The organism is Mycobacterium pseudoshottsii JCM 15466 (genome assembly GCF_003584745.1).
GTDB lineage: Bacteria > Actinomycetota > Actinomycetes > Mycobacteriales > Mycobacteriaceae > Mycobacterium > Mycobacterium marinum.
The window spans coordinates 4850999-4877694 of sequence record NZ_AP018410.1 but is presented as its reverse complement, the minus strand read 5'-3'; the positions used below and the strand labels follow the sequence as shown (position 1 = coordinate 4877694).

The 26696-nt window shown below is 65.6% G+C and carries 16 protein-coding genes and 4 pseudogenes; 11 read left to right on the top strand and 9 right to left on the bottom strand.

Annotation, left to right across the window (positions count from 1 at the left end):
* The first annotated feature begins 128 nt into the window (after positions 1–128).
* The 3 genes and pseudogenes from MPSD_RS22090 (at position 129) to MPSD_RS28505 (ending at position 3216) form a co-directional block, all read left to right on the top strand.
* Positions 129–1577, top strand: a pseudogene (locus MPSD_RS22090) (aldehyde dehydrogenase family protein).
* A 465-nt stretch (positions 1578–2042) separates the two neighbouring features.
* A pseudogene (locus tag MPSD_RS30460) lies at positions 2043–2297 on the top strand (PE family protein); the annotation flags it as partial.
* 202 nt (positions 2298–2499) lie between these two features.
* Positions 2500–3216, top strand: a complete 717-nt coding sequence (locus MPSD_RS28505) for a PE-PPE domain-containing protein (RefSeq protein ID WP_174524126.1) — start codon at positions 2500–2502, stop codon at positions 3214–3216.
* Here MPSD_RS28505 and MPSD_RS22075 read toward each other — a convergent pair.
* Complete coding sequence (locus MPSD_RS22075) at positions 3182–4384, bottom strand: ISAs1-like element IS2404/ISMul1 family transposase (protein ID WP_420811963.1); 1203 nt, start codon at positions 4382–4384, stop codon at positions 3182–3184. The genes MPSD_RS28505 and MPSD_RS22075 overlap by 35 nt on opposite strands.
* A 151-nt stretch (positions 4385–4535) precedes the next feature.
* On the opposite strand from MPSD_RS22075, the gene MPSD_RS22070 reads away from it, so the two are divergent.
* The gene (locus MPSD_RS22070; RefSeq protein ID WP_232022631.1) at positions 4536–5219 is read left to right on the top strand and encodes a PE-PPE domain-containing protein; all 684 of its coding nucleotides are present in this window, start codon (positions 4536–4538) and stop codon (positions 5217–5219) included.
* A 65-nt stretch (positions 5220–5284) separates the two neighbouring features.
* Here MPSD_RS22070 and MPSD_RS22065 read toward each other — a convergent pair whose 3' ends face one another.
* Both MPSD_RS22065 and MPSD_RS22060 read right to left on the bottom strand, forming a co-directional pair.
* A complete protein-coding gene (locus MPSD_RS22065) occupies positions 5285–8461 on the bottom strand; it encodes a PPE family protein (protein WP_174524141.1) in 3177 nt (1058 codons plus the stop codon).
* 467 nt (positions 8462–8928) lie between these two features.
* Positions 8929–10803, bottom strand: a complete 1875-nt coding sequence (locus tag MPSD_RS22060; protein WP_086085835.1) for a PPE family protein — start codon at positions 10801–10803, stop codon at positions 8929–8931.
* 539 nt (positions 10804–11342) lie between these two features.
* Here MPSD_RS22060 and MPSD_RS22055 point away from each other — a divergent pair.
* The 5 genes from MPSD_RS22055 (at position 11343) to MPSD_RS30310 (ending at position 19132) form a co-directional block, all read left to right on the top strand.
* On the top strand, positions 11343–12491 hold the full coding sequence (locus MPSD_RS22055) for a thiolase family protein (RefSeq protein ID WP_086085836.1): 1149 nt from the start codon (positions 11343–11345) through the stop codon (positions 12489–12491).
* Between the two features lie 53 nt (positions 12492–12544).
* A complete protein-coding gene (locus MPSD_RS22050; protein ID WP_223161244.1) occupies positions 12545–13291 on the top strand; it encodes an enoyl-CoA hydratase-related protein in 747 nt (248 codons plus the stop codon).
* Positions 13292–13718: 427 nt separating this feature from the next.
* The gene (locus tag MPSD_RS30315) at positions 13719–15716 is read left to right on the top strand and encodes a PE family protein (protein ID WP_197716253.1); all 1998 of its coding nucleotides are present in this window, start codon (positions 13719–13721) and stop codon (positions 15714–15716) included.
* A 243-nt stretch (positions 15717–15959) separates the two neighbouring features.
* On the top strand, positions 15960–16550 hold the full coding sequence (locus MPSD_RS31095) for a hypothetical protein (protein WP_188069061.1): 591 nt from the start codon (positions 15960–15962) through the stop codon (positions 16548–16550).
* A complete protein-coding gene (locus MPSD_RS30310) occupies positions 16511–19132 on the top strand; it encodes a hypothetical protein (protein ID WP_265338749.1) in 2622 nt (873 codons plus the stop codon). The genes MPSD_RS31095 and MPSD_RS30310 overlap by 40 nt, the downstream gene beginning before the upstream one ends.
* Before the next feature lie 123 nt (positions 19133–19255).
* On the opposite strand, the gene MPSD_RS22040 is transcribed toward MPSD_RS30310, so the two are convergent.
* The 5 genes and pseudogenes from MPSD_RS22040 to MPSD_RS22015 all read right to left on the bottom strand — a co-directional run.
* Positions 19256–20272, bottom strand: a complete 1017-nt coding sequence (locus MPSD_RS22040; protein ID WP_086085889.1) for an NAD(P)/FAD-dependent oxidoreductase — start codon at positions 20270–20272, stop codon at positions 19256–19258.
* The gene (locus MPSD_RS22035) at positions 20269–20778 is read right to left on the bottom strand and encodes an isoprenylcysteine carboxyl methyltransferase family protein (RefSeq protein WP_015356858.1); all 510 of its coding nucleotides are present in this window, start codon (positions 20776–20778) and stop codon (positions 20269–20271) included. Before MPSD_RS22035 ends, MPSD_RS22040 begins: the two co-directional genes overlap by 4 nt.
* A pseudogene (locus MPSD_RS22030) lies at positions 20754–21410 on the bottom strand (type III polyketide synthase); the annotation flags it as partial. The pseudogene MPSD_RS22030 and the gene MPSD_RS22035, both read right to left, overlap by 25 nt.
* 21 nt (positions 21411–21431) lie before the next feature.
* On the bottom strand, positions 21432–22634 hold the full coding sequence (locus MPSD_RS22025) for an ISAs1-like element IS2404/ISMul1 family transposase (RefSeq protein WP_420811961.1): 1203 nt from the start codon (positions 22632–22634) through the stop codon (positions 21432–21434).
* A gap of 143 nt (positions 22635–22777) precedes the next feature.
* A pseudogene (locus MPSD_RS22015) lies at positions 22778–23317 on the bottom strand (beta-ketoacyl-[acyl-carrier-protein] synthase family protein); the annotation flags it as partial.
* Positions 23318–23382: 65 nt separating this feature from the next.
* Here MPSD_RS22015 and MPSD_RS22010 point away from each other — a divergent pair.
* Positions 23383–24531, top strand: coding sequence for an NAD(P)H-binding protein (locus MPSD_RS22010; protein ID WP_086085769.1), 1149 nt, complete (start codon positions 23383–23385; stop codon positions 24529–24531).
* Positions 24528–25247, top strand: a complete 720-nt coding sequence (locus MPSD_RS22005) for a CPBP family intramembrane glutamic endopeptidase (RefSeq protein WP_020786277.1) — start codon at positions 24528–24530, stop codon at positions 25245–25247. Before MPSD_RS22010 ends, MPSD_RS22005 begins: the two co-directional genes overlap by 4 nt.
* A gap of 5 nt (positions 25248–25252) precedes the next feature.
* Here the strand turns inward: MPSD_RS22005 and MPSD_RS22000 are convergent, their stop codons facing one another.
* Positions 25253–26644, bottom strand: coding sequence for an NAD(P)H-binding protein (locus tag MPSD_RS22000; protein WP_086085768.1), 1392 nt, complete (start codon positions 26642–26644; stop codon positions 25253–25255).
* Between the last annotated feature and the right edge of the window lie 52 nt (positions 26645–26696).

Sequence of the window (26696 nt, the reverse complement as noted above, 5' to 3'; positions counted from 1 at the left end):
TTTATATAGGGTGGCTCGGCTATTGCTGAGCATCCCGCCTCCCGGCGCTTCGCGGAGCGCCCCACCTATAGAGAGCGACAAACATGGCTGACACCACCGAGGCTGTCGAAGTTCGGTTCGAGTCCAAGATGATGATCGACGGCAAGCTCGTCGATGGTCAGGCCGGCACCTTCACCAACATCAACCCGGCCACCGAGGAGCCGCTAGGGGAAGTCGCCGACGCGTCGAAGACCGATATGCACCGGGCCATCGATGCCGCCCGGCGGGCGTTCGATGAGACCGACTGGTCAACCAACCGTGCGTTGCGCAAGCGCTGTCTCGAACAACTCCAGGAGGCCATCGAGGCCGAACGGGAATAGCTACGTGAAGAACTCATCCTCGAGGCCGGGGCGCCTCGCGCGATTACCTTCGGACCTCAGCTGGATGCGCCGCTAGCCGACGCGCTGCGCTATCCCGTCAAGCTGATCGACGAATACCCGTGGGAAACCGACCTGGGTGACGTGCTGGTCAGTATCACGGGCCAAATGACCACCCGCAAAGTCTGGCGGGAGCCGGTCGGGGTGGTCGGTGCGATTGTGCCGTGGAATTTCCCGTTCGAGGTCACCATCAACAAACTCGGCCAGGCGCTGGGCACCGGTAACACCGTGGTACTCAAACCGGCGCCCGACACCCCGTTCAACGCGACCCGCCTGGGCCGACTGATCGCCGAGAAGACCGACATACCACCGGGAGTCGTCAGCGTGGTTACCGCCTCGGACCACCTGGTGGGGGAGGAGCTCACCCTCTCGCCCAAGGTGGACCTGATCTCGTTCACCGGCTCGACCGGCGTCGGGAAACGGATCATGGAAAAGGGCGCGGCCACCATGAAGCGGCTGTTCTTGGAGCTGGGCGGTAAGTCGGCCACCATCGTTTTGGAAGACGCCGAATTCGGCTTGGCATGCGCGATCGGTATCGCACCCTGCATGCACGCCGGGCAGGGCTGTGCCAACCCGACCCGGATGCTGCTGCCGCGATCGCGCTACGACGAGGGGGTGGCGATCCTCAAGAGCATCTACGACAACGTTATGCCGGGAGATCCGCAGGACCCCGCCACGCTGTGCGGCCCGGTGATCTCGGACAAGCAACGCAAACGCGTGCTTGGATACCTCAACAAAGGTGTCGAGGAAGGAGCCACCTGCCTGGTCGGCGGGCCGGATGCCCCGACCGGATTCGACCGGGGATTTTATGTGAGGCCAACGCTTTTCGTCGACGTCGACAACTCTATGACCATCGCCCAGGAGGAGATCTTCGGCCCGGTGCTGTCGGTGATCCCGTTCGACACCGAAGAGGACGCGATCCGGATCGCCAACGACAGCGTGTACGGATTGGCCGGCAACGTGATGTCGGGTTCGTTGGAGCATTCGCTGGCGGTAGCCCGGCGGCTGCGGGCCGGCTTTATCGGCGTCAACGGTGGCGCCCCCTACGGGGCCGATACACCGTTCGGCGGATACAAAGACAGTGGCGTGGGTCGTCAAAACGGTGTCGCTGGATTCGACCAGTACACCCAGATCAAATCGCTGGGCTACCCGGCCGGATAGGGAGGAGCGATTGCGGTCCGTTCTAGAGGATCGCATCGGCCGGCAGCTCTCCAGGCCACGGGTGGCCGGTCTCGCGCCAATAGCCGCGGCATCTAGGCCAATTCAAGCAGTGTTGAGAATTCATAGAGGGCTTCGCTGTTTAATCGATGCACGGTGCCCCGCCATGACCACGGAAAGGACGAACCGACTGACGGCGATGGACGTCGATCGGGTCGGTCCGGTTGTCGACGCGAGAACGACAACCAAACCCTGACATCGGTCGGGGAGGGACACCGGCGGAAGACGGATCAGTACCCACAACGAGAACTCTTGAATATTGATGTTCGACTGCGAGTCAAGGCTTTTGGCCAAGGACGTAACCACGTATGCGGACCTGCATGCGGGGCGGGGCGTTCGTGGTCTCGTGGCGCCGGAAGAATTTGAGATCCGCAGCGCTGCTCAGCTTGTGACCGTGTCCGGCGTGCTATGCCCAGTTCCAGAGTTACGGAAGGATTGGCAGTGATCGATCTGCTCGCGAGCCCACAGGCGATGACCGCAACGGCTACGGAAGTGGCTGAAATAGGTTTGGCGATCAATCAAGCTGATCTGGCGGTGGCAGGGCCAACAACCGGCCTGGCTGCGGCGGCCGCCGACGAGGTGTCTGAGGCCATAGCGACGCTGTTCGACAACTACGCCCAGGGGTACCAGGCGGTCAGCCGGCAAGCGGCGGCGTTTCACGATGCGTTTGCGCAAACGTTGTTCGCGGCCAGCGACTCCTATGTGCGCGCCGAGGCGGCGGCCGTGAAGGCGCTTGCGGGGCTCACCGAACCAGTCGCGAACCTGTTCGCGCCGGTGCTCAGCGGCCCGGAAAGTGTGGCGGCATCAGCGACGGCGTTGCTGTCAGGGGCTCCTCTGAAACCCGTTGAGGCCGCGTTGATCCTGAGTGAAAGTGGTGTGCCCGACACCTTCGGCAAGCTACATCAGCGACGTCTACACCAAGTACGTCGAGCCGAATTTCCCCTCTGCGACCGCTCCGCAAGGCGTATCCACCCCCAACGGGCTATACCCATTTACTGGCATCAAGGATTTGACCCTGGACATATCGCTGGCCCGGGGTGCAACGATACTCAACGACGCGATCCTGCAGCAGCTCGCTGCCCTGCCCGCCGGGAGTTCCGTCGCTGTTTTGGGCTACTCCCAAAGCGCGGTGCTGTCCTCGCTCGTGATGCCGAAGCTCTTGGCCGAAGGCGTCACGAGTTCACAAGTCAATTTCGTATTGCTCGGCAACCCAATGAATCCCAACGGCGGCGTGCTTGCTCGGTTCCCCGACCTCACGTTGCCGAGCTTGGGTTTCACGTTCTACGGTGCGACTCCAGACAATGCTTTTCCGACCGTCAGTTACACGCTCGAATACGACGGCTTCGCCGACTTCCCGCGCTACCCGATCAACTTGCTTGCCGACATCAACGCAGTTATGGGTATCCCGTTCGTGCACGCTGACTATCAGCATCTTACGCAGGCGCAGCTCGACTCAGCCGTTCAGTTGCCCACCGAGGGCCCAACCCAGAGCACGTACTACATGATTCCAACTGAGCACCTGCCGTTCAGGGCTCCGGCGTTGTTGATTAGCAGGCTTGTGAGCTGGGGAATTGTGGATTGAGGAGGTCTAGGCGGCGGTTGGCGGTCAAAGCGGTGATCCGGCAGGCTTCGGCGATGTTGTCGGCGCCGTTGAGGCGGTGCAGATTGATCGCGGTGTTGCGTAGCGTTGCTAGGACCTGTGCGCCGTTTCCGGTATGTGCCCTTTGACGGTCTTCGTCGAAGGTGACGTCGCGTATCCAGTGCAGGCTGTTCTCGATTCCCCAGTGTTGACGCATCCAGGTCATGATCGCGGTAGGGCGGGCGTGCTCGAACGGCAGGCTGCAGATGGCATAGACCACCTCCACGCTGCGCTGGTCGGTGGCGGTGATCAAGCGTTCACGAGTGATCCGGATGATTTGTTTTGCGTAGGGGAAGCCGATTCCTCGTGCAGCGGTGATGATTTGCAGGGTGCGGGTCTCGACACGGCCGTGGCCGCGGGAGTCGTCGGTAGCGGCTGCGGGCACCTCGGCCCAGGGCAGCGCGGTGATACGCGCAAGTATTTTGGCTTGGTTGGACTTGACGATCATCAGGTAGTGCGACTTCAAGGTGGCGCAGATCAACTTCGCGGTGACGACCTGGGTATGCATCGCATCCACGGTGACCAGCCACCGCAAGCTACCCGGCAGCAGCGTGAGCAGGGCACGTACGCAGGGAATTTCATTGCTTTTCTCGGCGACAGCGAGTTGACCGAGCACCAATCGGGCACGGTGGGCGAACACCGACACGAGATGCGTGGCTGTCGCTTTGGCGCGTAAAGCACCACGCAGCATCTTGCCGTCCAACGCGATCGGCACCAATCCACTGGGGTCGCTGCTGGCCACGTGTGCAGTGAAGTAACTGCCCATCCTGGCGTTGAGGTCGGCGGGGTCTAGCCGAGACAAAACAGCGCGGAAGGTCTTCTCACTGGGCCGCCGGAACCGGACCCCTAATTGGGCCAACACATCATCGGGAGCGGTGGCCGCCCATGCGGCAAAACCAGCATAGCCGCGCATCCCCGCGGCAGTGGCCAGAACCGCGATCGCCAACAAAGCCACCAGCGAATACCTCCGACCGCGTGGGCCCCTCGGGTCTGGCACCGAGGCCAACACATCGAGAAACTCCGATCCGATGAACTCGCTGCGCTCACCAGGACTCCAGCAGTCGAACACCTCTGGAACCGACGACACAGGCAATACTGAAACGGTAGGCACGGGCAACTCCAGACCAACGACGAACAGTAACCAACTCGATCGTTCTCCAGATAGCCCGTGCCTACACTCCGGCCCCAATAGCGCGGCACCAAAGATCATCAACCCAGCTCACAAGCCTGCTAATCAACAACGCCGGAGCCCTGACCTGCCGTTGCTGGCGCCGCTGCGCTTCATCCCCTACGTCGGCGACCCGCTGGCTGAACTGCTGGAGCCAAATCTGAGGGTGCTGGTGAACTTGGGTTATGGCGACCCGGCCTACGGCTACGACACCGAGCCAGCTAATGTGCCCACACCGTTTGGCTTGTTCCCGCCGGTCAGCCCGCTCACGGTGGCCGAGCACCTAGCCGCGGGGACGCAGCAGGGAATCGTCAACTCGGGCGCTGCGCTCCAAGCCCAGGGGCCGCCCAGCATTCCGCTATCGGACATAGCGCACACATTGACGGCGAATCCGCCATGGGCAGGTACGCCGGCGTTGCCGCCTTCGACATCTCCGGCCTCATCAATCGAGGACTTCATCTTGGCGGTGCAGGCGGCGAATAGCTCGATCTCGCGTGGCTTCGTCAAGACGCTCTCGACGGCCTACGCGACATTGCTGCCGACCACGGATATCGCCAGTGAGCTTGTATTCACTCTGCCCAGCTACAACCTCAACCTGTTCCTGGACGGAGTGATCCAGGCAATCAACGGCCAGCCCATAGAGGGACTGATCAACGCGATCGGCAATCCGATCGCCGCAGGCACGGGACTGATCACACTTGCCGGCGGATTCCAGTTGATAGTCATCTCGTACGCACTCGACACGATCCTGTTCGGCACACCACATCCGCTTCCCTGACCCGCGGGAGATCCCGCACCATCGCAGGGTTGCCGTGGCGTAGCGGCGGCGCGCGGCCCGGGGGGCTAGTTGAAGAACCCCGATTGGTCGGGGTTGGCATTGAATCCTCCGGAGCTGTTGTTGCCCGAGTTGGCCACGCCCGAAGTCGCGGTAAGGAGGCCGTTTGTGGCCGAGTTGGCGATGCCCGCGGTCCGGAAACCGGTGTTGAACAGGCCGGTGTTGAAGCTGCCGGTGTTGAAGCTGCCGGTGTTGTTGATTCCCACGCTTTGGCTGCCGCCAGCGTTGAGCAGACCCGAGTGACCGCTGAACAGCGCGCTCGTGTTGGCGTTGTGGAAACCGGAGTTCGTGTCGCCGGTGTTGTTGAATCCTGAATTGCCGCTTCCGTTGTTTCCGAAACCGGAGTTTGTGACGGCCTGGTCGGCCGAGCTGCCGAACCCCGTGTTGAGGTCGCCCGAGTTGATCCCGCCGGTGTTGGTGTTGCCGGAGTTGCCCCACCCGGTGTTGTGGTCGCCCCCGTTGAAGTCGCCGGTGTTCAGGGTGCCTGAGTTGAAGCTGCCGGTGTTGTAGGAGCCGGAGTTTCCGGCGCCCATGTTTGCCGCGCCCGCGTTTCCGAAGCCCATGTTGCGGTCGCCGGCGTTGCCAAAGCCGAAGTCGGCGCTGCCGGCATTGCCAAAGCCGGTATTCGTGGATCCGGCGTTCCACAAACCGGTGTTGGTGTCACCGGAGTTCGCCAGGCCGAAGTTGGCGTCGCCGGAGTTGAAGAAGCCAACATTGTTGTCGCCCGAGTTGAACAACCCGATGTTGTTGTCACCGGTATTGCCGAAACCGAGGTTTCCGGCACCCGAGTTCAGCGCGCCGATGCCGACCAGGTTGTCGCCGGTGAGCCCGAAGCCGATGTTGTTGCTGCCGTTGTTGCCCAGGCCAAGATTGTTGTTGCCGAAATTGCTCAACCCGACATTTGAGTTGCCGTGGTTGCCGCTACCGAAGTTGGTGGAGCCGGCGTTTCCGCTGCCCAGGTTTCTGCTTCCGGTGTTTCCGCTGCCGAAGTTGCCGGCACCGTGGTTCCCGCTGCCGATGTTGCCGTTCCCGAAGTTTCCGAACCCGAGGTTTGCGTCACCGTGGTTTCCGCTGCCCAGGTTGAGTGCTCCGATGTTGCCGCTACCGAAGTTGGTGGAGCCGGTGTTTCCGCTGCCCAGGTTCGTGTTTCCGGCGTTGCCGCTGCCCAGGTTGGCCTGTCCGATATTGCCGAATCCGAAGTTGGCGTCGCCGGTGTTGCCACTGCCCAGGTTGTAATCGCCGATGTTGCCCAAACCGAGGTTGCCCACGCCGGCATTGCCGATGCCCAAGTTGGGAGCCGGTAGGTCTAATGCGGGCAACCCTGACGTCGTCGCGGCGGCCAGGCCGTCCGTGCCGGTGAGCACAAGACCAGAGGTGCCGAAGAAGCCGGACTGCTCGTCGCCGGCGTTGAATACACCCGAGCTGCCGTTGCCGGAGTTGAACAGTCCCGAGGTGTAGGGGAACACGGCGCCGCCGCTGGAGTTCCCCGCTCCGGTGTTGAATGTCCCGTTGTTGAACAGACCGAAGTTGTCGTCGCCCAAGTTGCCGATGCCCGCGTTGGTATTGCCTGAATTGTTGATACCGGAGTTAACGGTCCCGCCCGCGTTCAGGAATCCGGAATTGCTGTTGGTGCTGTTGAAGAACCCGGAACTGAAGCTGCCGGTATTATTGAAGCCCGAATTTCCGGAACCGGCATTCCGGAATCCCGAGTTCGCTACGGACTGGTCCTCCGGACTTCCCATTCCTGTATTGAGGTCACCAGAGTTGAAGAAACCCGTATTGGTGAAACCCGAGTTGCCCAGTCCGGTGTTGTGGCCGCTCGAGTTAAAGTATCCGGTATTCATCCTGCCGGAATTGAAGTCGCCAGTATTGAAGTTGCCCGAATTGAAACTTCCCGTATTGAGCAGGCCCGCGTTCCCGAGGCCCACATTCGAAGAGCCGCCGTTTCCGGCGCCCACGTTGTTGACGCCAGAATTGCCGAAACCAAAGTTGCTCAGGCCGGAGTTCCCGAAACCGGTGTTGGTATCGCGCCCGTTCCAGAAGCCGGTATTGATATCGCCAGCGTTCTCGAACCCGAAATTTCCGCTTCCGGAGTTGAAAAATCCGATGTTGTTGTCGCCGGAGTTGAAGAAGCCAATGTTGTTGGTGCCGGAGTTTCCAAAACCGAGGTTCCCGGCACCCGAGTTGAGTGCGCCGATGCCGATCGGATCATCGCCGTTGAGGCCGATGCCGATGTTGTTGTTCCCGTTATTGCCGAGTCCAACGTTGTTGCTGCCGAAGTTGCCGAAGCCCACATTGGAGTCGCCCGCGTTTCCGCTGCCCAGGTTCAGTGAGCCAGTGTTGCCGCTGCCGAAGTTGATGTTGCCGGTGTTGCCGCTGCCGAGGTTGAAGAAGCCCTGGTTCCCGCTGCCCAGGTTTGCGTTGCCCGCATTTCCGCTGCCCAGGCTGGCGTCGCCGATATTTCCGCTGCCCAGGTTGAACGATCCGGTGTTGCCGCTGCCCAGGTTGTAGTCGCCGATGTTGCCGACACTTAGGTTCGCGAAACCGATGTTGCCGATGTGCAGAACCGGGAACCCAACCGCGGCCGCGCCGGGCAGCGCTGCGGCGGCCGCGGGCCCGGGCGGAGGCAGTGCCGTCGTGGCCCCGGCCACCCGGTTCTGCAGGGTGCGCAACGCCTGCTGCCAAGGTGCCAGCTGCGCGGCCACCGCTGAGGCTCCACTGTGATAGCCTGCCATCGCTGCCACGTCCTGGGCCCACAGCTGATCGTATGCGGCCTCGGTCGAGGCGATGGCAGGGGCGTTCTGGCCGAACAGGTTTGACACGACCAGCGAGACCAACTGATTGCGGTTGGCCGCCACTAGCTCGGGATGTGCCGTCGCCGCTTGCGCCGCTTCAAAGACGGCAGCGGCCGCGTTAGCCTGGGCGGCCGTCACCGCGGCGCGCGCCGCTGCGGTACCCAGCCAGCTCGCATAAGGTCTGGCCGCAGCGGCCATCGCCGTCGCCGCTGCGCCCTGCCACGCCTCGCCCACGAGTCCCACGGTGATCGCGGAGAATGACTGGGCTGCTGAAGCCAGGTCGGCGGCCAGCGCGTCCCACGCCGCCGCGGCGGCCAGTGTTGGGCCGACCCCGGCGCCGGCGAATATTCGTGCCGAATTGATCTCGGGCGGCAACATCATAAAGTTCATCACGACACCCCTTCGGTGTTGATCCAGGCCGACGTCGGCAACGGAAACCAGCAGCGGCCGGCCCTGCGTCTCCCCAACCGTCCACAGCCCGGAATGCGGCTATCCGGCGTGCCTTCTGCCAATAGCGCTGTGCTCGTAGCCCCGTGTGTAAGCCACGCGGTATTGGCAACGTAATACGAAGTCCGTCGTGATTTTTGGCTTTTCGCCGATTTCTTACTGTTTAAGTGAGGAGTGCAATTAATGGAAAGTAATTCTAGTTTCGATAAACTAATAAACTAGAGTTCTATTCTAGCTTTATGTTCGAGGCCTTCGATGGGGTGTGCGGAGATCCCGCACGCAGTCTGGGCAGGGGTAATGGCGTCGTTGCGCGTAAGTCCGGCGCGCCCGGTGTGGTGCCGAGTAGGCGGGCGGATCTCTCGGTGGCAAATACTGGAATTGGAATCTGATTTAGGGCGAAGTGACGATGGCTAGTTGTTGAAACCGGACTGATCGTCTCCAGAGTTCAGGGCGCCCGAGCTGTTGGTGCCCGAAATCAGTAGGCCCGAGCTGTCGCTGCCCGAGTTGGCTATCCCCGTGTTGAAGGTCCCGGTATTGAATATTCCTGTGTTATTGCTGCCTGAGTTGCTGAACCCGACGTTGGTAGCGTCACCGGAATTGCGCACTCCAGAGTGGCCGTTCGCAGAGACGCCGGTGTTGCTGTTCTGGAAGCCGGAGTTGCCGTCACCAGAGTTGAAGAAGCCGGAGTTGCCGCTTCTGGAGTGGCCAAAGCCGGAGTTCGGTCCGGCTTGTGTGTCGGGACTGCCGATGCCGGTGTTCAAGCCGCCCGAGTTGTAGCCACCCGTGTTGACGTTGCCCGAGTTTTCCCAGCCCGTATTGGTCTCACCCGCGTTGGAGAAGCCCGTGTTGTAGGTGCCCGAGTTGTAGAAGCCCGTGTTGCCGCCTCCACTGTTCCCAAAGCCCATGTTGAAGCTACCTGCGTTGCCGTGCCCCATGTTTTCCACGCCACCATTGCCGAAGCCGAAGTTGAGGCTGCCCCCGTTCCCGAAGCCCGTATTGGTGCCGCCGGAGTTCCAGAATCCGGTGTTGGTGGAACCCGCGTTTGCGAAGCTGAAGTTGCCGTCACCTGAGTTGAAGAAGCCGATGTTATTGCTGCCCGAGTTGAAGAAGCCGACGTTGTTGTCGCCCGCGTTCCCGAAGCCCATGTTGCCTATGCCGGCGTTCAGGCCGCCGATGCCGATCTGATTGCTGCCGCTGAGCCCAAACCCGATGTTGTTGCTGCCGTTGTTGCCGAAGCCCAGGTTGTTGGTGCCGAAGTTGCCGAAGCCGATGTTGGAGTCACCGTTGTTGCCGCTGCCGATATTGAAGGAACCGTTGTTCCGGGTGCCAAAGTTGTAGCTGCCGGCGTTGCCGCTACCGAAGTTCCCATCGCCGAAGCGGTTCCCGAAACCGATGTTTCCACTGCCGAAGCGGTTGCCGCTACCGAGGTTGAGATTTCCTGAGTTTCCCGAACCGAAGTTGGTATCGCCCAAGTTCCCGTTACCGAAATTGAAGAAACCGTTGTTTCCGTTACCCAGATTTACGTTGCCGGTGTTGCCGCTGCCCAGGTTCCCGTTGCCGATATTCCCGCCGCCCAGGTTGGCTGAGCCAGTGTTTCCGCTGCCCAAGTTATTGTTGCCGATATTGCCGATATTGCCGATGCTCAAGAAGTTCCCGCTGCCGTTGTTGCCAATGCCCAGCGCCGCGGCCGGGCCGGACGCGAGTGCAGCTGCCGCTGACGCGGCCGGTCCAGTTGTGGCCATTGCGGCGACCCGGCCCGGTAGGGCCTGTATTGCCTGCTGCCACGGTGCCAGTTGCGCGGCCACGGCCGACGCACCGCCGTGGTAGCCCACCATCGCTGCCACGTCCTGGGCCCATAGCTCTTCATAGGTAGATTCGGTGGCGGCGATCGCCGGCGCGTTCTGGCCAAACAGGTTGGAGAGCACCAGCGACACCAGCTGATTGCGGTTGGCCAGCACCAACTCCGGGTGCACGGTGGCCGCTTGCGCCGACTCAAATACCGCCGCGGCCGCCTTGGCCTGCGTGGCAGCGCCCAGCGCCCGAGTTGCTGCCGCGCTCAGCCAACCGGCATACGGTGCGGCCGCTGCCGCCATCGCGGCGGCAGCGGGCCCCTGCCAGGATCCGCTCGCTAACCCCGAGGTGACCGACGAAAATGCCTCAGCTGCCTCGCCCAGCTCGGCGGCCAGTCCGTCCCAGGCCGTGGCGGCCGCCAGCGTTGGGGCTGATCCGGCGCCGGTGAACATCAGCGCCGAGTTGACCTCCGGAGGCAACATCATGAAGTTCATCAGGTCTTCCCTTCTCCGCTGGCCGCACACTCGGAGACGGCCGCTATGTTCGCGAAATCACAAACCCCGCAAGCTGCCTCGCGCGCATCTGAATCGTCCGTCCCCTGTCTGCCAAGCACACCGCGACCTCCCATAGCCGGATTAGGTTGCGGCTGGCGGCCATTGCGGGTGCGGCCGCAGAAACTGTAGTCTCGCCCGCATACGACATCGGGCCAATCCCGTCACACCTTATGCGCGTTGGCAGACAAGACACTATGACAATTGCGGGACGACATTTGCGTTTTCGCCAAAGCGCCTATCTTTGTGTCGCCGCGGGCGAAGCCTGTGAGATTTTGCGCGACTCGACGCGCGCGTCCGAGACCAATTGCCCCAGGGGCTGCTCGCCCGACGACGTGGTGCAAGGGAGTTCGGTGCCGTCGCGGTGCGCCGGCTGAACTACCCCGGTCGGGCGCCGTCCACCCGCCTGGGCTTCAATAGATTGAAGATCAATGTGTTCCTGAAGTGCCTGACGTACGGAAAATGTCAAAGGAGACATCATCATGGCTGAAGCCGTCATCGTAGAAGCGGTGCGCTCACCGGTCGGCAAGCGCAATGGCGCGCTATCCGGCGTACACCCCGCGGATCTATCTGCGCAGGTTCTCAACGGACTGGCTGACAAGGCCGGCATCGACCCGGAGATCGTGGATGACGTCATCTGGGGCTGCGTCATGCAAGCTGGGGAGCAGGCGCTCGATATCGCCCGCACCTCGCTGCTGACGGCCGGCTGGCCCGAAACGGTCCCGGGCGTGACGGTCGACCGCAGGTGCGGTTCGAGTCAGCAGTCGGTGCACTTCGCCGCGGCTGGCGTGGTGGCCGGGCACTATGACGTCGTCGTCGCCGGCGGGGTGGAGTCGATGTCGCGAACCCCTATGGGTTCTTCGCTGGCCAATGGTGGGCGGCCGTATTCGCAGACCTTCCTGGAACGCTATGACGGCCGCATCCCTAACCAGGGCCTTGGTGCCGAGATGATTGCCGAGCAGTGGGGATTGAGCCGAACCATGCTCGACGAGTTCTCCTTGATGTCGCACGAAAAGGCAGCTGCCGCACAAGATTCCGGGGCATTCGATGATCAGATCGTCGGCATCAAGGACCAGGATGGCAACCCCGTACTCAAGGATGAAGGTATCCGGCGCGGAACGCCGATGGAAAAGATGGCGGCGCTGAAGCCGGCGTTCAAGGAAGACGGCGTGATCCATGCCGGTAACTCGTCGCAGATTTCCGATGGTTCGGCGGCACTGTTGTTCATGTCCGCCGAAAAGGCTAAGTCGCTGGGGATGAAGCCGATTGCCAAGGTACACACCGCGGTACTTGCGGGGGCCGACCCGGTGATCATGCTGACCGCGCCGATCCCGGCAACCCAGAAGGTGCTCAAGCGATCCGGGCTCAGTATTGGCGACATCGGGGCATACGAGGTCAACGAGGCATTCGCTCCGGTTCCGCTGGCCTGGCTGCGTGACATCGGCGCCGACGAGAACCGGCTCAACCCCAACGGGGGTGCGATTGCGTTGGGTCACGCGCTGGGAGGATCGGGTGCTCGGCTGATGACCACGCTGCTGTACCACATGCGGGACAACGGAATTCGCTATGGTTTACAGACGATGTGCGAGGGTGGTGGTCAAGCCAACGCCACTGTCTTGGAGCTCTTGTGACAGACGCCGGTGACGACCAGCCCGCCGGGCTGGTCGAACACCGCGGCAATGTCATGGTCATAACGATCAACCGGCCCGAAGCCCGTAACGCCATCAACGGGGCGGTCAGCGTCGCGGTCGGAGATGCGCTGGAATCGGCGCAAAATGACCCCGAGGTCCGCGCCGTGGTGATCACCGGCGCCGGCGATAAGTCGTTTTGTGCCGGAGCTGACTTGTTGGCCATCTCGCGGCGGGAGAACATCTACCACCCCGGCCACAACGAGTGGGGTTTCGCGGGCTACGTCCATCATTTCATCGACAAGCCCACCATCGCGGCAGTCAACGGCACCGCCCTATGCGGCGGCACCGAGCTGGCGCTTGCCAGCGACCTGGTGGTGGCCGACGAACGCGCCAAGTTCGGACTGCCCGAGGTCAAACGGGGGTTGATCGCGGCCGCCGGGGGAGTCTTTCGGATCGTGAACCAGCTGCCCCGCAAGGTGGCGATGGAGATGTTGTTGACCGGCGAGCCGATCACGGCATCCGACGCCTATGAGTGGGGCCTGATCAACCAGGTCGTCAAGCAGGGGGCGGTGCTGGATGCGGCCCTGGCATTGGCCGCCCGGGTCACCGTGAACGCGCCGCTGTCGGTGCGGGCGAGCAAGCGCATCGCCTACGGGGTCGACGACGGAGTTGTCGCCGATGAAGAACGGGGTTGGGAACGCACTATGCGCGAGATGCGATCCCTGATTCGATCCGAAGACGCCAAAGAGGGGCCGCTGGCGTTTGCGCAGAAGCGGGAGCCGGTCTGGAAGGCGCGCTGAAGCGCGCGACGACATCGGATGCGGCCGGACGGGTTTGGCTGGGCCGCTTTGGGTCCGTGTGTCGAGTGAATCTCTACGGGGTGGGCTAGTCGTGGCGCCCCGTTTGCCCGGGCGCACCGCCATGGCTTGATCGGGATTTCGTCTCAGCCCTGGCGGTGTGACTTCTACAGGTGAAGCGGCCCCGGTTTGATGTTCTGGTGCGTTCGGTACCTCGGTGTGTGCGATCTGTGTGACGCCAGACCGGTTGTCCTGTTTGGTGTTTCGGCTCGGACTTTGTCGGTGGGTGGGCGGTTGGGGGTCCGCTACTCGTCTGCGGGTCCCTGCGGCTTGTGGCGGGTGATCGCGCGGTTTTGTTGTGAATGTATTGAGGTCGCGGTTGTTGGATCGCCTTGCTGGGTCTCTGTCGCTTGGGGAAGGCGGTTGTGAGGTGTCGTTTGTGTGGGTGAGTCCGGAGTTGGTGAGTGCGGCTGCGGCCGATGTGGCCGGTATCGGGTCGGCGGTGGGTGCGGCGAACACTGCTGCGGCGGCGGCCACTACCGAGTTACTGGCTGCTGGTGGTGACGAGGTGTCGGCGGCGATCGCGGAGTTGTTCGGCATGTACGGGCGTGACTATCAGCGGATCGCTGTTGGGGCGGCGGGATTTCACGCTCGGGTCGCGGCGCTGTTGGGTGCGGGGGCAGATTCCTATGGGTGGGCTGAGTCCTCAGGTGTGCTGTCGTTGCAGGGTTTGCAGCGCGATGTCTGGGGGATGGTCAACGCTCCTACGCAGATGTTGTTGGGGCGACCGCTGATTGGTGATGGTGCCGACGGGGGCACTGTGGGTGGGGTGGGGCAGTCGGGTGGGGCTGGTGGGTTGTTGTGGGGCAATGGTGGCGTGGGTGGGGTGAGTACTAATCCCGGTGCTGTGGGTGGTGCGGGCGGCTCGGCGGGTCTGATCGGTGCTGGTGGCGCTGGTGGCCGTGGTGGTGCGGGTGGTGTGGGAGGTAGTGGTGGGTGGTTGGCCGGTGTGGGTGGCGCTGGCGGTGCTGGTGGAGTGGGTGCTATCGGCGGTGCCGGAGGTAGCGCGGGGTTGTTTGGCGGTGGTGGTTCCGGTGGCGCTGGTGGCGCTGGCGATGTTGGCGTTGCGGGTGGGGCTGGTGGTGTGGGAGGTCGTGGTGGCTGGGTGTTCGGAGATGGTGGGTCCGGGGGTGTTGGTGGTTCCGGTGGTGTGGGTGTTGTTGGGGGTGTTGGGGGTGTTGGTGGTGGTACGGGTGTGTTTGGCGGTGGTGGTGCGGGCGGTGCTGGTGGTGTTGGCGGTGGGACGGGCGGGTCCGGTGGCAATGGTGGGTGGTTGATCGGTGCGGGTGGAATTGGTGGCGATGGTGGGGCGGGTTTTGCTGGTTTGCCGGGTGGCTTTGCTGGCGGTGACGGTGGTGCTGGTGGCTTCGGTGGTGGCGGTGGCTTGTTTGGGGAGGGTGGCGCAGGAGGCGCCGGTGGTGTGGGCGGCGCGGGTACTAGCGGTGGGGATGCGGTTGTTCCCGGTGGTGTCGGCGGTGTCGGTGGATCTGGTGGGGCTGGCGGGGCCGGAGGCTCTGGTGGTGGCGCTGGCGGGCTGGGTACCGCCGGTGATGGTGGTGTTGGAGGTGTTGGTGGCGTTGGTGGTGGCGGTGGTGTCGGGGCTAGTGGTGTGGGCCATCAGCTTGCTGGCGGTGCGGGTGGCGCGGGTGGTGCCGGTGGTGCGGCCGGTGCTGGAGGTGCGGCCGGCCAGGGACGTGGCGGCACGGTTGGCGCTGCAGGTGTTGGTGGCACTGGTGGTGTAGGTGGTGATGGTGGTGCCGGGGACTCCGGTGCGGCTGCGAGCGTCCCGGGCGGTGCCGGGGGCACCGGGTGGGCCGGTGGCGCCGGCGGTGCTGGCGGCGCCGGGGGTGCGGCCGCAGCTGGTGGTACTGCGGGTGTTGGCGGCGCCGGTGGTGATGGTGGCGCCGGTGGTGTGGGTGCCGAAGGGGCTGCAGGTGCAGGTGTTGTCGGTGGTGGTGCTGGCGGTGATGGCGGGGCCGGGGTGCGGCCGGAGCCGGTGGCAGCGGCGGCGGGGGCATTGGGGGTGGAAAAGCCGGAACCGGCGGCGGCGGCGGTAACGGCGACACCTACAGCACTCGCGGTGCCGGCGGGATCGGCGGGGCCGGTGGCGCGGCCGGTTCAGCCGGTGGCGCGGGGGCCGGTTCAGGCGGCGCCGCCGGTAGTGCCGGTAGTGGCGGTAGCGGCGGCGATGGCGGTGCTGGTGGCGCCTCGGGTCGTGAATTGGGCTCAAACCTTGGTTACGTCGGCGGTGTTGGTGGTGACGGCGGTCAAGGTGGCCAGGGTGGGGCCGCCGTCGGCGGGCTTGCCGGAGCCGCCGGTAGCGGTGGTAACGGAGGCGCCGGCGGCGCCAGCGCAGTCGCCCTCGTAGGCGGGGCTGGCGGTGCGGGCGGCGCGGGCGGCCAGGGTGGCACGGCCGGCGACGGCCCAGGCGGGGTGGGAGGTCATGGCGGTAGCGGCGGCTCCGGGGGTATCGGCGGGACCGGCGGCGACGGGTACCAGTCGGGTGACGTCGGCGGCCAAGGTGGCGAAGGCGGCGCCGGAGGGGCAGCCGGGGCTGGCGGTGAGGCCGGGGCCCAGGGACTGGCTGGCGCCGGCGGTACCGGCGGCACCGGTGGGCAAGGCGGAACCGGGGGCATCGGAGCTCAAGGCAGCAACGGGCACGGGGTCGGAGGGCGCCCGGGTACGGCCGGCGCTGTCGGGGGTGCTGGTGGTGCAGGCGGCCAAGGTGGTGCGGCCGGGTTGGATGGCACAGCTGGTGATGGTGGTGTTGGTGGCACCGGTGGGCGTGGTGGTGCTGGTGGTGACGGGGCTGGCGGTGTGGGCTATCAGCTTGCCGGTGGTGCGGGTGGTGATGGTGGTGCCGGTGGTGCGGCCGGAGTCGGAGGTGCCGCCGGCGCCGGCAGTGGCGGCGTGGTTGGTGCGGCGGGTACCGGTGGCGCCGGGGGTAATGGCGGGGCCGGGGATACCGGTGTGGCTGCGAGCACCCCGGGCGATCCCGGGGGCGTTGGTTTTGCCGGGGGTGCTGGTGGCGCTGGTGGTGCTGGGGGCGCTTCGGGCGTGGGGGGTGTCAACGGTGTTGGTGGTGCCGGTGGCGACGGCGGGACCGGTGGTGCTGGTGGCGCCGGCGCTGGTGGGGATCGCACCGACGGTGGTCGAGGTGGTGTGGGTGGCGCCGGAGGCGATGCCGGGGCTGGGGGCGTGACCGGTGCCGGTGGTAGCGGCGGCGGCGTGGGCAATGCCGGAGTTGGTGGCGCGGGTGGCGTTGGCGGGGCTGGCGGTGCGGGCGGTGCGGCTGATGGGCCGGGCTTGTTCGGCTATGACGGCGGCGCCGGCGGTGCCGGCGGGATCGGTGGCGCGGCTGGCGTTGGTGGGAGCAACGGTGCCGGCGGTACTGGCGGTGCCGGTGGTGTTGGCGGTGTGGGTGCTGATAGTGGGTTGGCGTCGAGGCCCGGCGGGGCCGGTGGCGCTGGTGGCACCGGCGGTGCCGGGGGTGGGGCTGGATCCGGTGCTGGTGGCCTGGGTGCCGGTGGTGACGGCGGGACCGGTGGTGCCGGCGGTGCCGGTGGTCTGGGCGGTCGCGGTGGCGCTGGTGGTTCGAGCACGACCGTGGCTGGTGCCGGTGGTGGCGGCGGCCGGGGCGGGGATGGCGGGAGTGCCGGTGGCGGCGTAGGCGGCGGCGGTGTGGGCGGTGCGGCCGGGTCTGGTGGTGCCGGCGGTGCTGGTGGCAGGGGGATCGATAGCTACGCGGCGGCCGGTGGGCGTGGTGGTGATGGCGGTGCGGGCGGTATCGGTGGAGGTGGGGGCCTCTCCGGGATCGGTGGTGCGGGCGCCCAGGGCGGTAGCGGTGGTGCGGCCGGTACTGGTGGGGATGTTGGTGGTAGTCCCGGCGAGGTGGGCGGGGCCGGCGGCGGTGGCGGCTTCGGAGGTGCCGGTGGTGCGGGTGGTGTCGGTGGCGGTGCTGGCGGTAGCGGTGGTGTCGGTGGTAGCGGTGGCAACGGTGGTTTGGGCGTGGCTACCGGTGGTGCTGGTGGTGTCGGTGGCCAGGGCGGGGCTGCCGGGGCCGGCGGGGCGGCCGGTGCCGGCGGGGTCGGTGGTCTTGGTGGCGACGGCGGTAACGGTGGCAACGGAGTCAGGGGCGCCGCTGGTGTCGCCGGTGGTGATGGCGCCGTTGGCGGTGGCGGCGGTGCAGGCGGTGCGGGCGGTCAAGGCGGTGCCGGCGTCACCGGCGGCAGCGCCGGCGCCGGCGGCCAAGGCGGCAACGGAGGACTCGGCGGTCCAGGTGGCGACGGGGGTAGCGCGGTGCGCTATCAGAGGGTCGGGGGTGCCGGAGGTGTCGGCGGTGTCGCCGGGGCCGACGGCGGCGGGGCAGGAGGCTCCGGGTGGGCTGGCGGCGCGGGCGGTGCTGGCGGGCAGGGCGGGGCCGCCAACGGTGGTGTGGCCGGTGACGGCGGTGTCGGCGGTAACGGTGGTGTCGGTGGTGTCGGTGGCAGAGGCGGGGACGGGGCCAACGGCGCCCCCGGCGGCGGGATCGACGGCACCGGTCGCCCCGGTGGCGCAGGGGGGCAAGGGGGTTCCGGTGGCAGGGCTGGCTTTGGGGGAGCCGCCGGCGCGGGCGAAGGCGGCGAGTACGGCGCTGCGGGTGTTGGCGGAAACGGGGGCGACGGTGGTGCTGGCGGCCGCGGCGGCTACGGGACCACTGGTTCGGGCGGTCTCTTCGGTGGCAGCGGCGGTCACGGGGGCGTCGGCGGAATCGGCGGCAACGGTGGTTCCGCCGCGGCCGGGGGCGTCAACGGTAACGGCGGCAACGGCGGTATCGGCGGGAACGCTGGCGATGCCGGCAATGGCGCCAATGGCAGCCTGCTACATCACGCTGGGGACGGCGGGAATGGCGGCAGTGGCGCCATCGGTGCGGCAGCCGGCGGGGCAGGAGGTGCCGGCGGCAATGGTGGGACCGGCGGCAATGCTGGCATTGGCGTAATGCGCGGCGCGTCTACACCCGCGTTGGCCGGCGACGGCGGGGTCGGAGGTGCCGGCGGCTTGGGTGGCGTCGCCCGCTCCGTCGGTGGCGTGGGTGGCGTCGGCGGCGACGGTGGCAGCGGCGGAACCGGCGGCATCGGCACCACCGGCAACTCTGCAACCAATGGCTATGGCGGTGCTGGCGGTGCTGGCGGCGCTGGCGGAGTTGGCGGCAATGGCGGCTTTGCTGCATTGGGCACGGGCGGTGCCGCCGGTAGTGGCGGTGGCGGCGGCACCGGTGGCGCCGGAGGCGTGAGCGATTCTCCCACCACATCGAGATCTGTCGGCGGTGCCGGAGGCGTAGGTGGCGTCGGCGGCAATGGCGGTATTGGTGGCAACGGGCAGATCGGCGGCGACGGTGGTAGCGGAGGGGCTGCCGGTGCGGGCGGCGCAGGTGCACAGAATCTGACCCGCAGCATCCAGTCGGCCAACTTCGGTGGTGCCGGCGGCGCCGGCGGTGTCGGTGGTTTCGGAGGGGTCGGCGGTACCGGCACCAGCGGTCTCGGCGGGAGCGGCGGGATTGGTGGCGATGGCGGCGCGGGTGGGGTTGGCGGCGATTGCAGTGTGCCTCTTTCGCCTGGAAACGGAGGTGACGGCGGTGCCGGGGGCGACGGTGGCGACGGTGGCGACGGCGGGAACGGTCAGCCTGGCGGGCCCGGAGGCGCCGGCGGTGGGGCTGCCTCCGGCGGCGCGGGCGGATATGGCCAATTAGGTAATGGGGCCGCCGGCGCCGATGGCGATAACGGCACCCCCGGCGCGGACGGCTGACAGTGAGCTGCCGAGGAGATCGGCCCGATCTGGATTCGGGCGGGCAACGATGGCTTTGGTGGCGCCGGAATGACCGGTGGCCGGGGTGCGCAGCGTCGGCCTGGTGTCCGCCCGACTGGGCCGTCAGCTTGCCAGGATGTTTACCCCATACCGGAACACCGGGGGTAACAGTGCGCATGCTGGCACGATGGCACGGCGCGCCGGGCGTGGCGCACTGGCCAGCACCAGCCCGCGCGTGAGCCAGCGGTAGCTGCGCGTAACCCCATGCCACGCAGCCTCATACGACGCCGGGTCATTGTCGGCGATGGCGCGCACCGCGGCGGCCGCTTGCTTGACGGCCAGGCTGATGCCCTCACCGGTCAGCGCGTCTTCGTAGCCGGCGGCATCGCCGACCAGCAGCACGCGTCCGGCGACGCGGCGCGAGACCACCTGTCGCAGCGGGCCGCAGCCCCTCGCGGCCCCGGGACTGGCGCCCCGTAGCTGCTGTGCAAGCCATGGGAACCAATCGATTTCAGGTCGCTGACGGGACAAGATCGCCACCCCGACCAGATCCGGTTCTACCGGGGTGACGTACGCCTCGCCCCACGGAGACCAGTGCACTTCGACGAACTCCGACCAAGCCGGCACACGGTAGTGCCGGCGCACGCCGTAGCGTCGTGGAGTACCGGCCGTCGCCGTTATTCCGACCGCGCGTCGTACCGCGGAATGCAGGCCATCGGCTGCCACCAACCATTTGGCGCGCACACCCGCGGCGGTCACGCCGTGCGCGTCTTGGACGACATCGGTTACCCGCGTTCTGATCCATTCCGCATCTTGCTCTTTGGCGCGGGCCGCCAGCGTTGCGTGCAATGTGGTGCGGCGCACGCCCCGGCCCGGCCCGGTGCGAAACCGCGCCTCGGCCCGGCGCTGCTGGCTTACATACGCGATGCCCTGGAACGGGACGCCGGCTGGGTCCACATCGAGGGACTTCAGCTCCGCCAGACCACCCGGCATCAGTCCCTCGCCGCACGCCTTGTCGATCGGGCTCTCCCGCGGGTCTGCGACGATGACCGAGAGCCCCCGTTTTCGTGCGTTCAATGCGGTGGCGAGTCCGCCGGGGCCACCGCCGACGACCAGCACGTCGGTGTCGTAGGTCGTCATGAGTAGCCCAGCACGGAGTTCTCCACCCGTAACCGCACGGTCAGCAAGATGGCGTTGGCCACGGTGAAGCTCAGCGCGGTCACCCACGCGGTGTGCACCAGCGGCAGGGCAAACCCTTCGGCCACCACTGCAACATAGTTCGGGTGGTGCAGGAACCGGTAGGGCCCTTTTTGCACCAGCGGTTCGTCGGGCAGCACGATCACCCGGGTGTTCCAGCGTCGCCCCAGCGACGTCACACACCACCAGCGCAGACCCTGGCTGAGCACCAGCACGGCCACCATCGGCCAGCCGAGCCATGGGATGAACGGGCGATGCAGGGCCCAGGGTTCGATGACGCAGCCCACCAGCAGCAGCGAGTGCAAGACAACCATCACCACGTAGTGTGGTTGGCCAAACTCCTTGCCGCCCTGGGCAAAAGACCAGCGCGCATTGCGCTGGGCTATCACCAGCTCGGCCAAGCGTTCGACGACGATCGCCAGAATCAGCAGGTAATACGGACTTGCCACGTCAGCAACACTAGTTCAGAACAGAACGCGGGGCCCATCGCGATCATCAGTCCGATCGAACCGGCCGGCGGCGGGTCGGCCAGGTTGGCCCGCAATACATCCAAAATGGACACCGAAGAAAGATTTCCGTTGTTGCGTAGCGAGTTTCGTGTGTGAGCGAGGGCATCTTCGGGTAGCCCCAGCACGGTCTCAACGGCCTCGATCACGCGGGGCCCGCCAGGATGGCAGACCCACGTCGTCACATCCTCGGGGGTCAACCCGTGGTCGGCCAGGAAACTGCGGACGTCCTCGCCCAGGTACTTCTCGGTGACAGTGGCGACGTCGACCGACAAAACGATTTGAAAGCCGCTGGTGCCGATCTTCCAGCCCATGACGTTCTCGGTGTTGGGGTAGATCCGGCTGCGGGTGGCCAGCACTCGAGGGCCGGCATATCCGTTTGACGCCGCACCGGCCCCCCGAACTCGGTGCGCCCCCTTGGTGACCACGGCCGCGGCGGCGTCGCCGAACAGGCTGGAGGCAACCAGATTTGCCACCGAGTTGTCGTGGCGCTGAATCGTCAGTGAACAGAGTTCCACCGCGAGCAGAGCGCCCACCTGATCGGGGAATCCGCGCAGGTAGTCATGCATGCGGGCCCAGGGCTCCGGCGTTGTTGATTAGCGGGCTTGTGAGCTGGGGAATTGTGGATTGAGGAGGTCTAGGCGGCGGTTGGCGGTCAAAGCGGTGATCCGGCAGGCTTCGGCGATGTTGTCGGCGCCGTTGAGGCGGTGCAGATTGATCGCGGTGTTGCGTAGCGTTGCTAGGACCTGTGCGCCGTTTCCGGTATGTGCCCTTTGACGGTCTTCGTCGAAGGTGACGTCGCGTATCCAGTGCAGGCTGTTCTCGATTCCCCAGTGTTGACGCATCCAGGTCATGATCGCGGTAGGGCGGGCGTGCTCGAACGGCAGGCTGCAAATGGCATAGACCACCTCCACGCTGCGCTGGTCGGTGGCGGTGATCAAGCGTTCACGAGTGATCCGAATGATTTGTTTTGCGTAGGGGAAGCCGATTCCTCGTGCAGCGGTGATGATTTGCAGGGTGCGGGTCTCGACACGGCCGTGGCCGCGGGAGTCGTCGGTAGCGGCTGCGGGCACCTCGGCCCAGGGCAGCGCGGTGATACGCGCAAATATTTTGGCTTGGTTGGACTTGACGATCATCAGGTAGTGCGACTTCAAGGTGGCGCAGATCAACTTCGCGGTGACAACCTGGGTATGCATCGCATCCACGGTGACCAGCCACCGCAAGCTACCCGGCAGCAGCGTGAGCAGGGCACGTACGCAGGGAATTTCATTGCTTTTCTCGGCGACAGCGAGTTGACCGAGCACCAATCGGGCACGGTGGGCGAACACCGACACGAGATGCGTGGCTGTCGCTTTGGCGCGTAAAGCACCACGCAGCATCTTGCCGTCCAACGCGATCGGCACCAATCCACTGGGGTCGCTGCTGGCCACGTGTGCAGTGAAGTAACTGCCCATCCTGGCGTTGAGGTCGGCGGGGTCTAGCCGAGACAAAACAGCGCGGAAGGTCTTCTCACTGGGCCGCCGGAACCGGACCCCTAATTGGGCCAACACATCATCGGGAGCGGTGGCCGCCCATGTGGCAAAACCAGCATAGCCGCGCATCCCCGCGGCAGTGGCCAGAACCGCGATCGCCAACAAAGCCATCAGCGAATACCTCCGACCGCGTGGGCCCCTCGGGTCTGGCACCGAGGCCAACACATCGAGAAACTCCGATCCGATGAGCTCGCTGCGCTCACCAGGACTCCAGCAGTCGAACACCTCTGGAACCGACGACACAGGCAATACTGAAACGGTAGGCACGGGCAACTCCAGACCAACGACGAACAGTAACCAACTCGATCGTTCTCCAGATAGCCCGTGCCTACACTCCGGCCCCAATAGCGCGGCACCAAAGATCATCAACCCAGCTCACAAGCCTGCTAATCAACAACGCCGGAGCCCTGCATGCGGGCCACCCCGGCGGCACCGGCCACACAGCCCAGACCGAACAACGGGATGCGTTTGACGTCTTCGCGCAACCCCACTCGGTGAGCCAGTCGCGCCTCCAGGGTGGGTACGGCAAGACCAGTGACGGTGGTGGAGAAAATGACATCGACTTCGGAGGGCCTGACCTTTGCTTCGTCCAGCGCCGCCCGCAGGGCCTGCTCGCCCAAGTCGAGAGCGGCGTCGACGAAGGCGTCGTTGGCCTCGGTAAAACCGCTGAGCTCGGCATAGCGTTCCAGCGGCAATGCGGTGTGGCGGGCCTCAACCCCGCTGCTGAGCGCGAACCGGCGAAACTCCGGACCGGCGAACTCGGTGAGCGCCCCGATCGCCTCGGCCTGGTGGTAGCGGTTCGGCGGGAACTTCACGGCCACCCCCGCCACATGCGGATCTGTCTTCGAGGTCTGCGTGCCCGCTGGCCGCTGCAAGTTGAAGCACGATGATCTACCCCCGGTGAATGTGTTCATGTGGTCAGTCACGTTGTCGCTTCCGGATCGGTTCAGACCGGCTCCTGCCGGATGGCCCGGCTTCCCCGCGGCCCCACCGTCTCGGGTCTAGTGTCGAAACCATGCGGATTCTGGTGACCGGCGCCACCGGCTACGTGGGATCCCGCTTGGTTACAGCGCTGCTGGCCGACGGCCATGAAGTGTTGGCGGCCACCCGAAACATGGCGCGACTCAGTCGCTTAGCTTGGTTCGACGACGTCACCCCGGTAATCCTCGACGCGACGGGCCGGGCCTCGGCGCAAGCCGCGATGAATGCCGCGGGTCAGATCGACGTGGTCTACTACCTGGTCCACGGCATAGGCCAACCGGATTTTCGCGACCGGGACAAAACCGCCGCCGCCAACCTGGCCGTCGCTGCCCGTGACACCGGGGTGCGGCGCATCGTTTACCTGGGCGGATTCGTCCCCGAATGTGAAGCGCTATCCCAACACCTGTCCAGTCGGGCCGAGGTCGCCGAGGCACTGGCCGTCGACGATGGCGCGGAACTGGTGTGGCTGGGCGCGGCAATGATCATCGGAGCCGGCTCCACGTCGTTTGAGATGCTGCGCTACGTCGGGGATCGATTACCCGTCCTGCCGATGCCGGACTGGATGTACAACCCGATCGATCCGATCTCCATCCGAGACGTTCTGCACTATCTGGTGGCCGCCGCCGACGTCGACCAGGTACCTGCCGGTGCCTACGACATCTGCGGCCCCGACACCACGTCGTACCGCGAGCTACTCAAGACGTATGCGCGCATCCGCGGCAGATGGCATGCCGCATTGCCGGTCGGCAGGCTCGATACCGCGGTAGCGTCCCGGATCACGGCGGTCACCCTGCCGGTCCCGCATGGTCTGGTCGCAGACCTGGTGGAATCGCTGGATCACCCGATGCGGGCATCCGGGGCAGGCCTGCAAGACAAGGTCCCCGAGCCACCAGGAGGACTACTGAGTATCGAAGATGCCATTACGTTGGCGCTGGCCGGCCACGCGAACGGGCCCCCGTTGCCCGTCGACGCCCTGACAGATCCCCACCAACTCGCAGCCACCGATCCGGTGTGGGCCGGCGGTGACGCGCTGCGAATTCGCCGGATCGCCGAGACGATGACGCTGCCCATCGCACGTCCCACTCTGCGATGGGTGAACATCGTCCCGGGTCCACTGGCCGGTGCGTTACGAAGCAGCCTCGACATCCTGATCGCCCTGACTCCGAAAGTTCTGTTCGCATGAGCCAATCAACAGCGCCCCAATTCAGCGCCATCGACGACATTCGCCGCGCCATCACGAATGTGGCCGTGCCACACCATGAGGCGCCTTCGGTGGTGCTACGGCGCCGCATCGTCGTCGGTGTCGTCCTGGTGATCGGCGCGGTGGTGATGGGACTGTCGATGAGGCGCCAGCCGGGGGAGTCGACCTTCTACTGGCTGACGCTGACCCTGGCCGCGGTATGGGCGCTGGGCGCGCTGGCCTCCGGCCCCCTGCATCTGGGTGGCATTCGCTGGCGCGGTCGCAACCAGCGCCCGGTGATCACCGGGACCACCATCGGTCTGCTGCTGGGCGGCATCTTTGTGTTGGGTGCCTTGGTTGTCCGTAAGATTCCGGCCGCCACCGAGCTGATAGTCCGCGTGCTGCAGTTTGCCAGCCAGGGATCGTTGTTCCTGGTCGTGGTGAGCACCCTGATCAACGGGATCGCCGAAGAGATGTTCTTTCGCGGCGCGCTCTACACCGCGTTGGGTCGGTTCTATCCGGTGGCCGTTTCGACCGTCGTATACATCGGGGCCATCATGGCCAGCGCCAACCTGATGCTCGGCTTTGCCGCTGTCATCCTCGGCGGTGTGTGTGCGTGGGAACGGCGCTCTACCGGCGGAGTGCTGGCACCGATCCTCACCCACCTGGTCTGGGGGCTCATCATGGTGCTCGCGCTGCCACCGTTGTTTGGGGTCTGACCCCGTTATCGGTCGGCGGCGGTGACGTCGCGTGCCAGTGCGCGCAGCGCGGCGGCGTGGAGGTGGCGCAGCACCAGCCAGGACAGCCGGCCGGGAATCCCGCGGGGAAAGAAGATCGCCCGCTGGTGGTAGCTGCTGCCGGCGGTGCCTCGCGGTGTGAGCGTCACCTCCAACCACGTTGGCCCGGGCACGCGGGTGCCCGCGCCCAGTCGCAGTGTGGTTGGCGTGCGCTGCGCGACCCGCCACCGCGGTGCGCGGTGCCGACGCCGTGGTGCGAGCGCCAGCGAGTACCACCTCCGGCTATTGATGGCGCGCTCGGTCGCTTTCCAAACAGCTTCGGGTGCAGCAGTTGTCGTCGCGACGCGGACATCGGTGTACACGATTTCGCCGGCCCACCGCGGGTCGCTGGGCAGTGGCTCGGCCGGTTCCGACTGCAGGGAGGCCCATGTGGCGTCGGGAAGCCCGTGCGCGGCACGGTTCAATGCCAATTCGACCGCACGACGGTAATTGGTCAGGCCCTTCGCCGGTGGCGCGATGATGGTGTCGATGTCGGAGTTGCGCATCACCGCGTCACATTCGAGCGATTCGATCAGCGGCCGGGCCAGGCCCGGAGGAATGGGGGTCACCGTGCCAACCCACAAGCTAGCGATCGTCGGCGTCAGAAACGGCAGCACGATCAGGTAGCGCCGATGCAGCCCGGCGACCTCCGCGTACACCCGCATCATGTCGCCGTACTCGAGCACGTCGGGGCCGCCGACGTCCCACGTTCGGGCCCTGGCGGTGTCGGGCACCGTGGCCGTGGCCGCGGCGACCAGGTAGTGCAGCACGTCACGAATGGCGATCGGCTGAATCCGGTTGTGCACCCACTTGGGTGTGGTCATCACCGGCAACCGGTCGGTGAGGTGCCGGATCATTTCGAAGGATGCCGATCCGGATCCGACCACCACCCCGGCTTGCAGCACGATTGTCTCGATGCCGGAACCAATCAGCGCATCGCCAACGGCCTTGCGTGATTGAAGGTGCGGCGAAAGCTTGCTCTGCTCTGGATGTAGCCCGCTCAGGTACACCACCCGGCGCACTCCGCTGCGCCGCGCGGCGAGTACCACGTTGTGGGCAGCGCGGGCTTCCTCGTCGGCGAAATGCTTTGCCGAGCCCATCGAATGGACCAGATAGTAGACAACGTCCATCCCGGCGAAGGCCGCCTCCAGCGAGTCGGTGTCGCCCAGATCGCCGCGCACCACCTCTGCCCGGTCCCGCCACGGAACGTCCGCCAACTTGCCCGGATCGCGGGCCAACGCTCGCACCCGGTGGCCCTCGTCGAGCAGTCGTGGAACCAGCCGGGCGCCGATGTAGCCGGTCGCCCCGGTTACCAGGCAGTTCACCTGTCCAGCCGACATCGGATCTCCATTCTGTCCCCATGTCTTATTCGGATCCGGTGTTGCTGAGGAT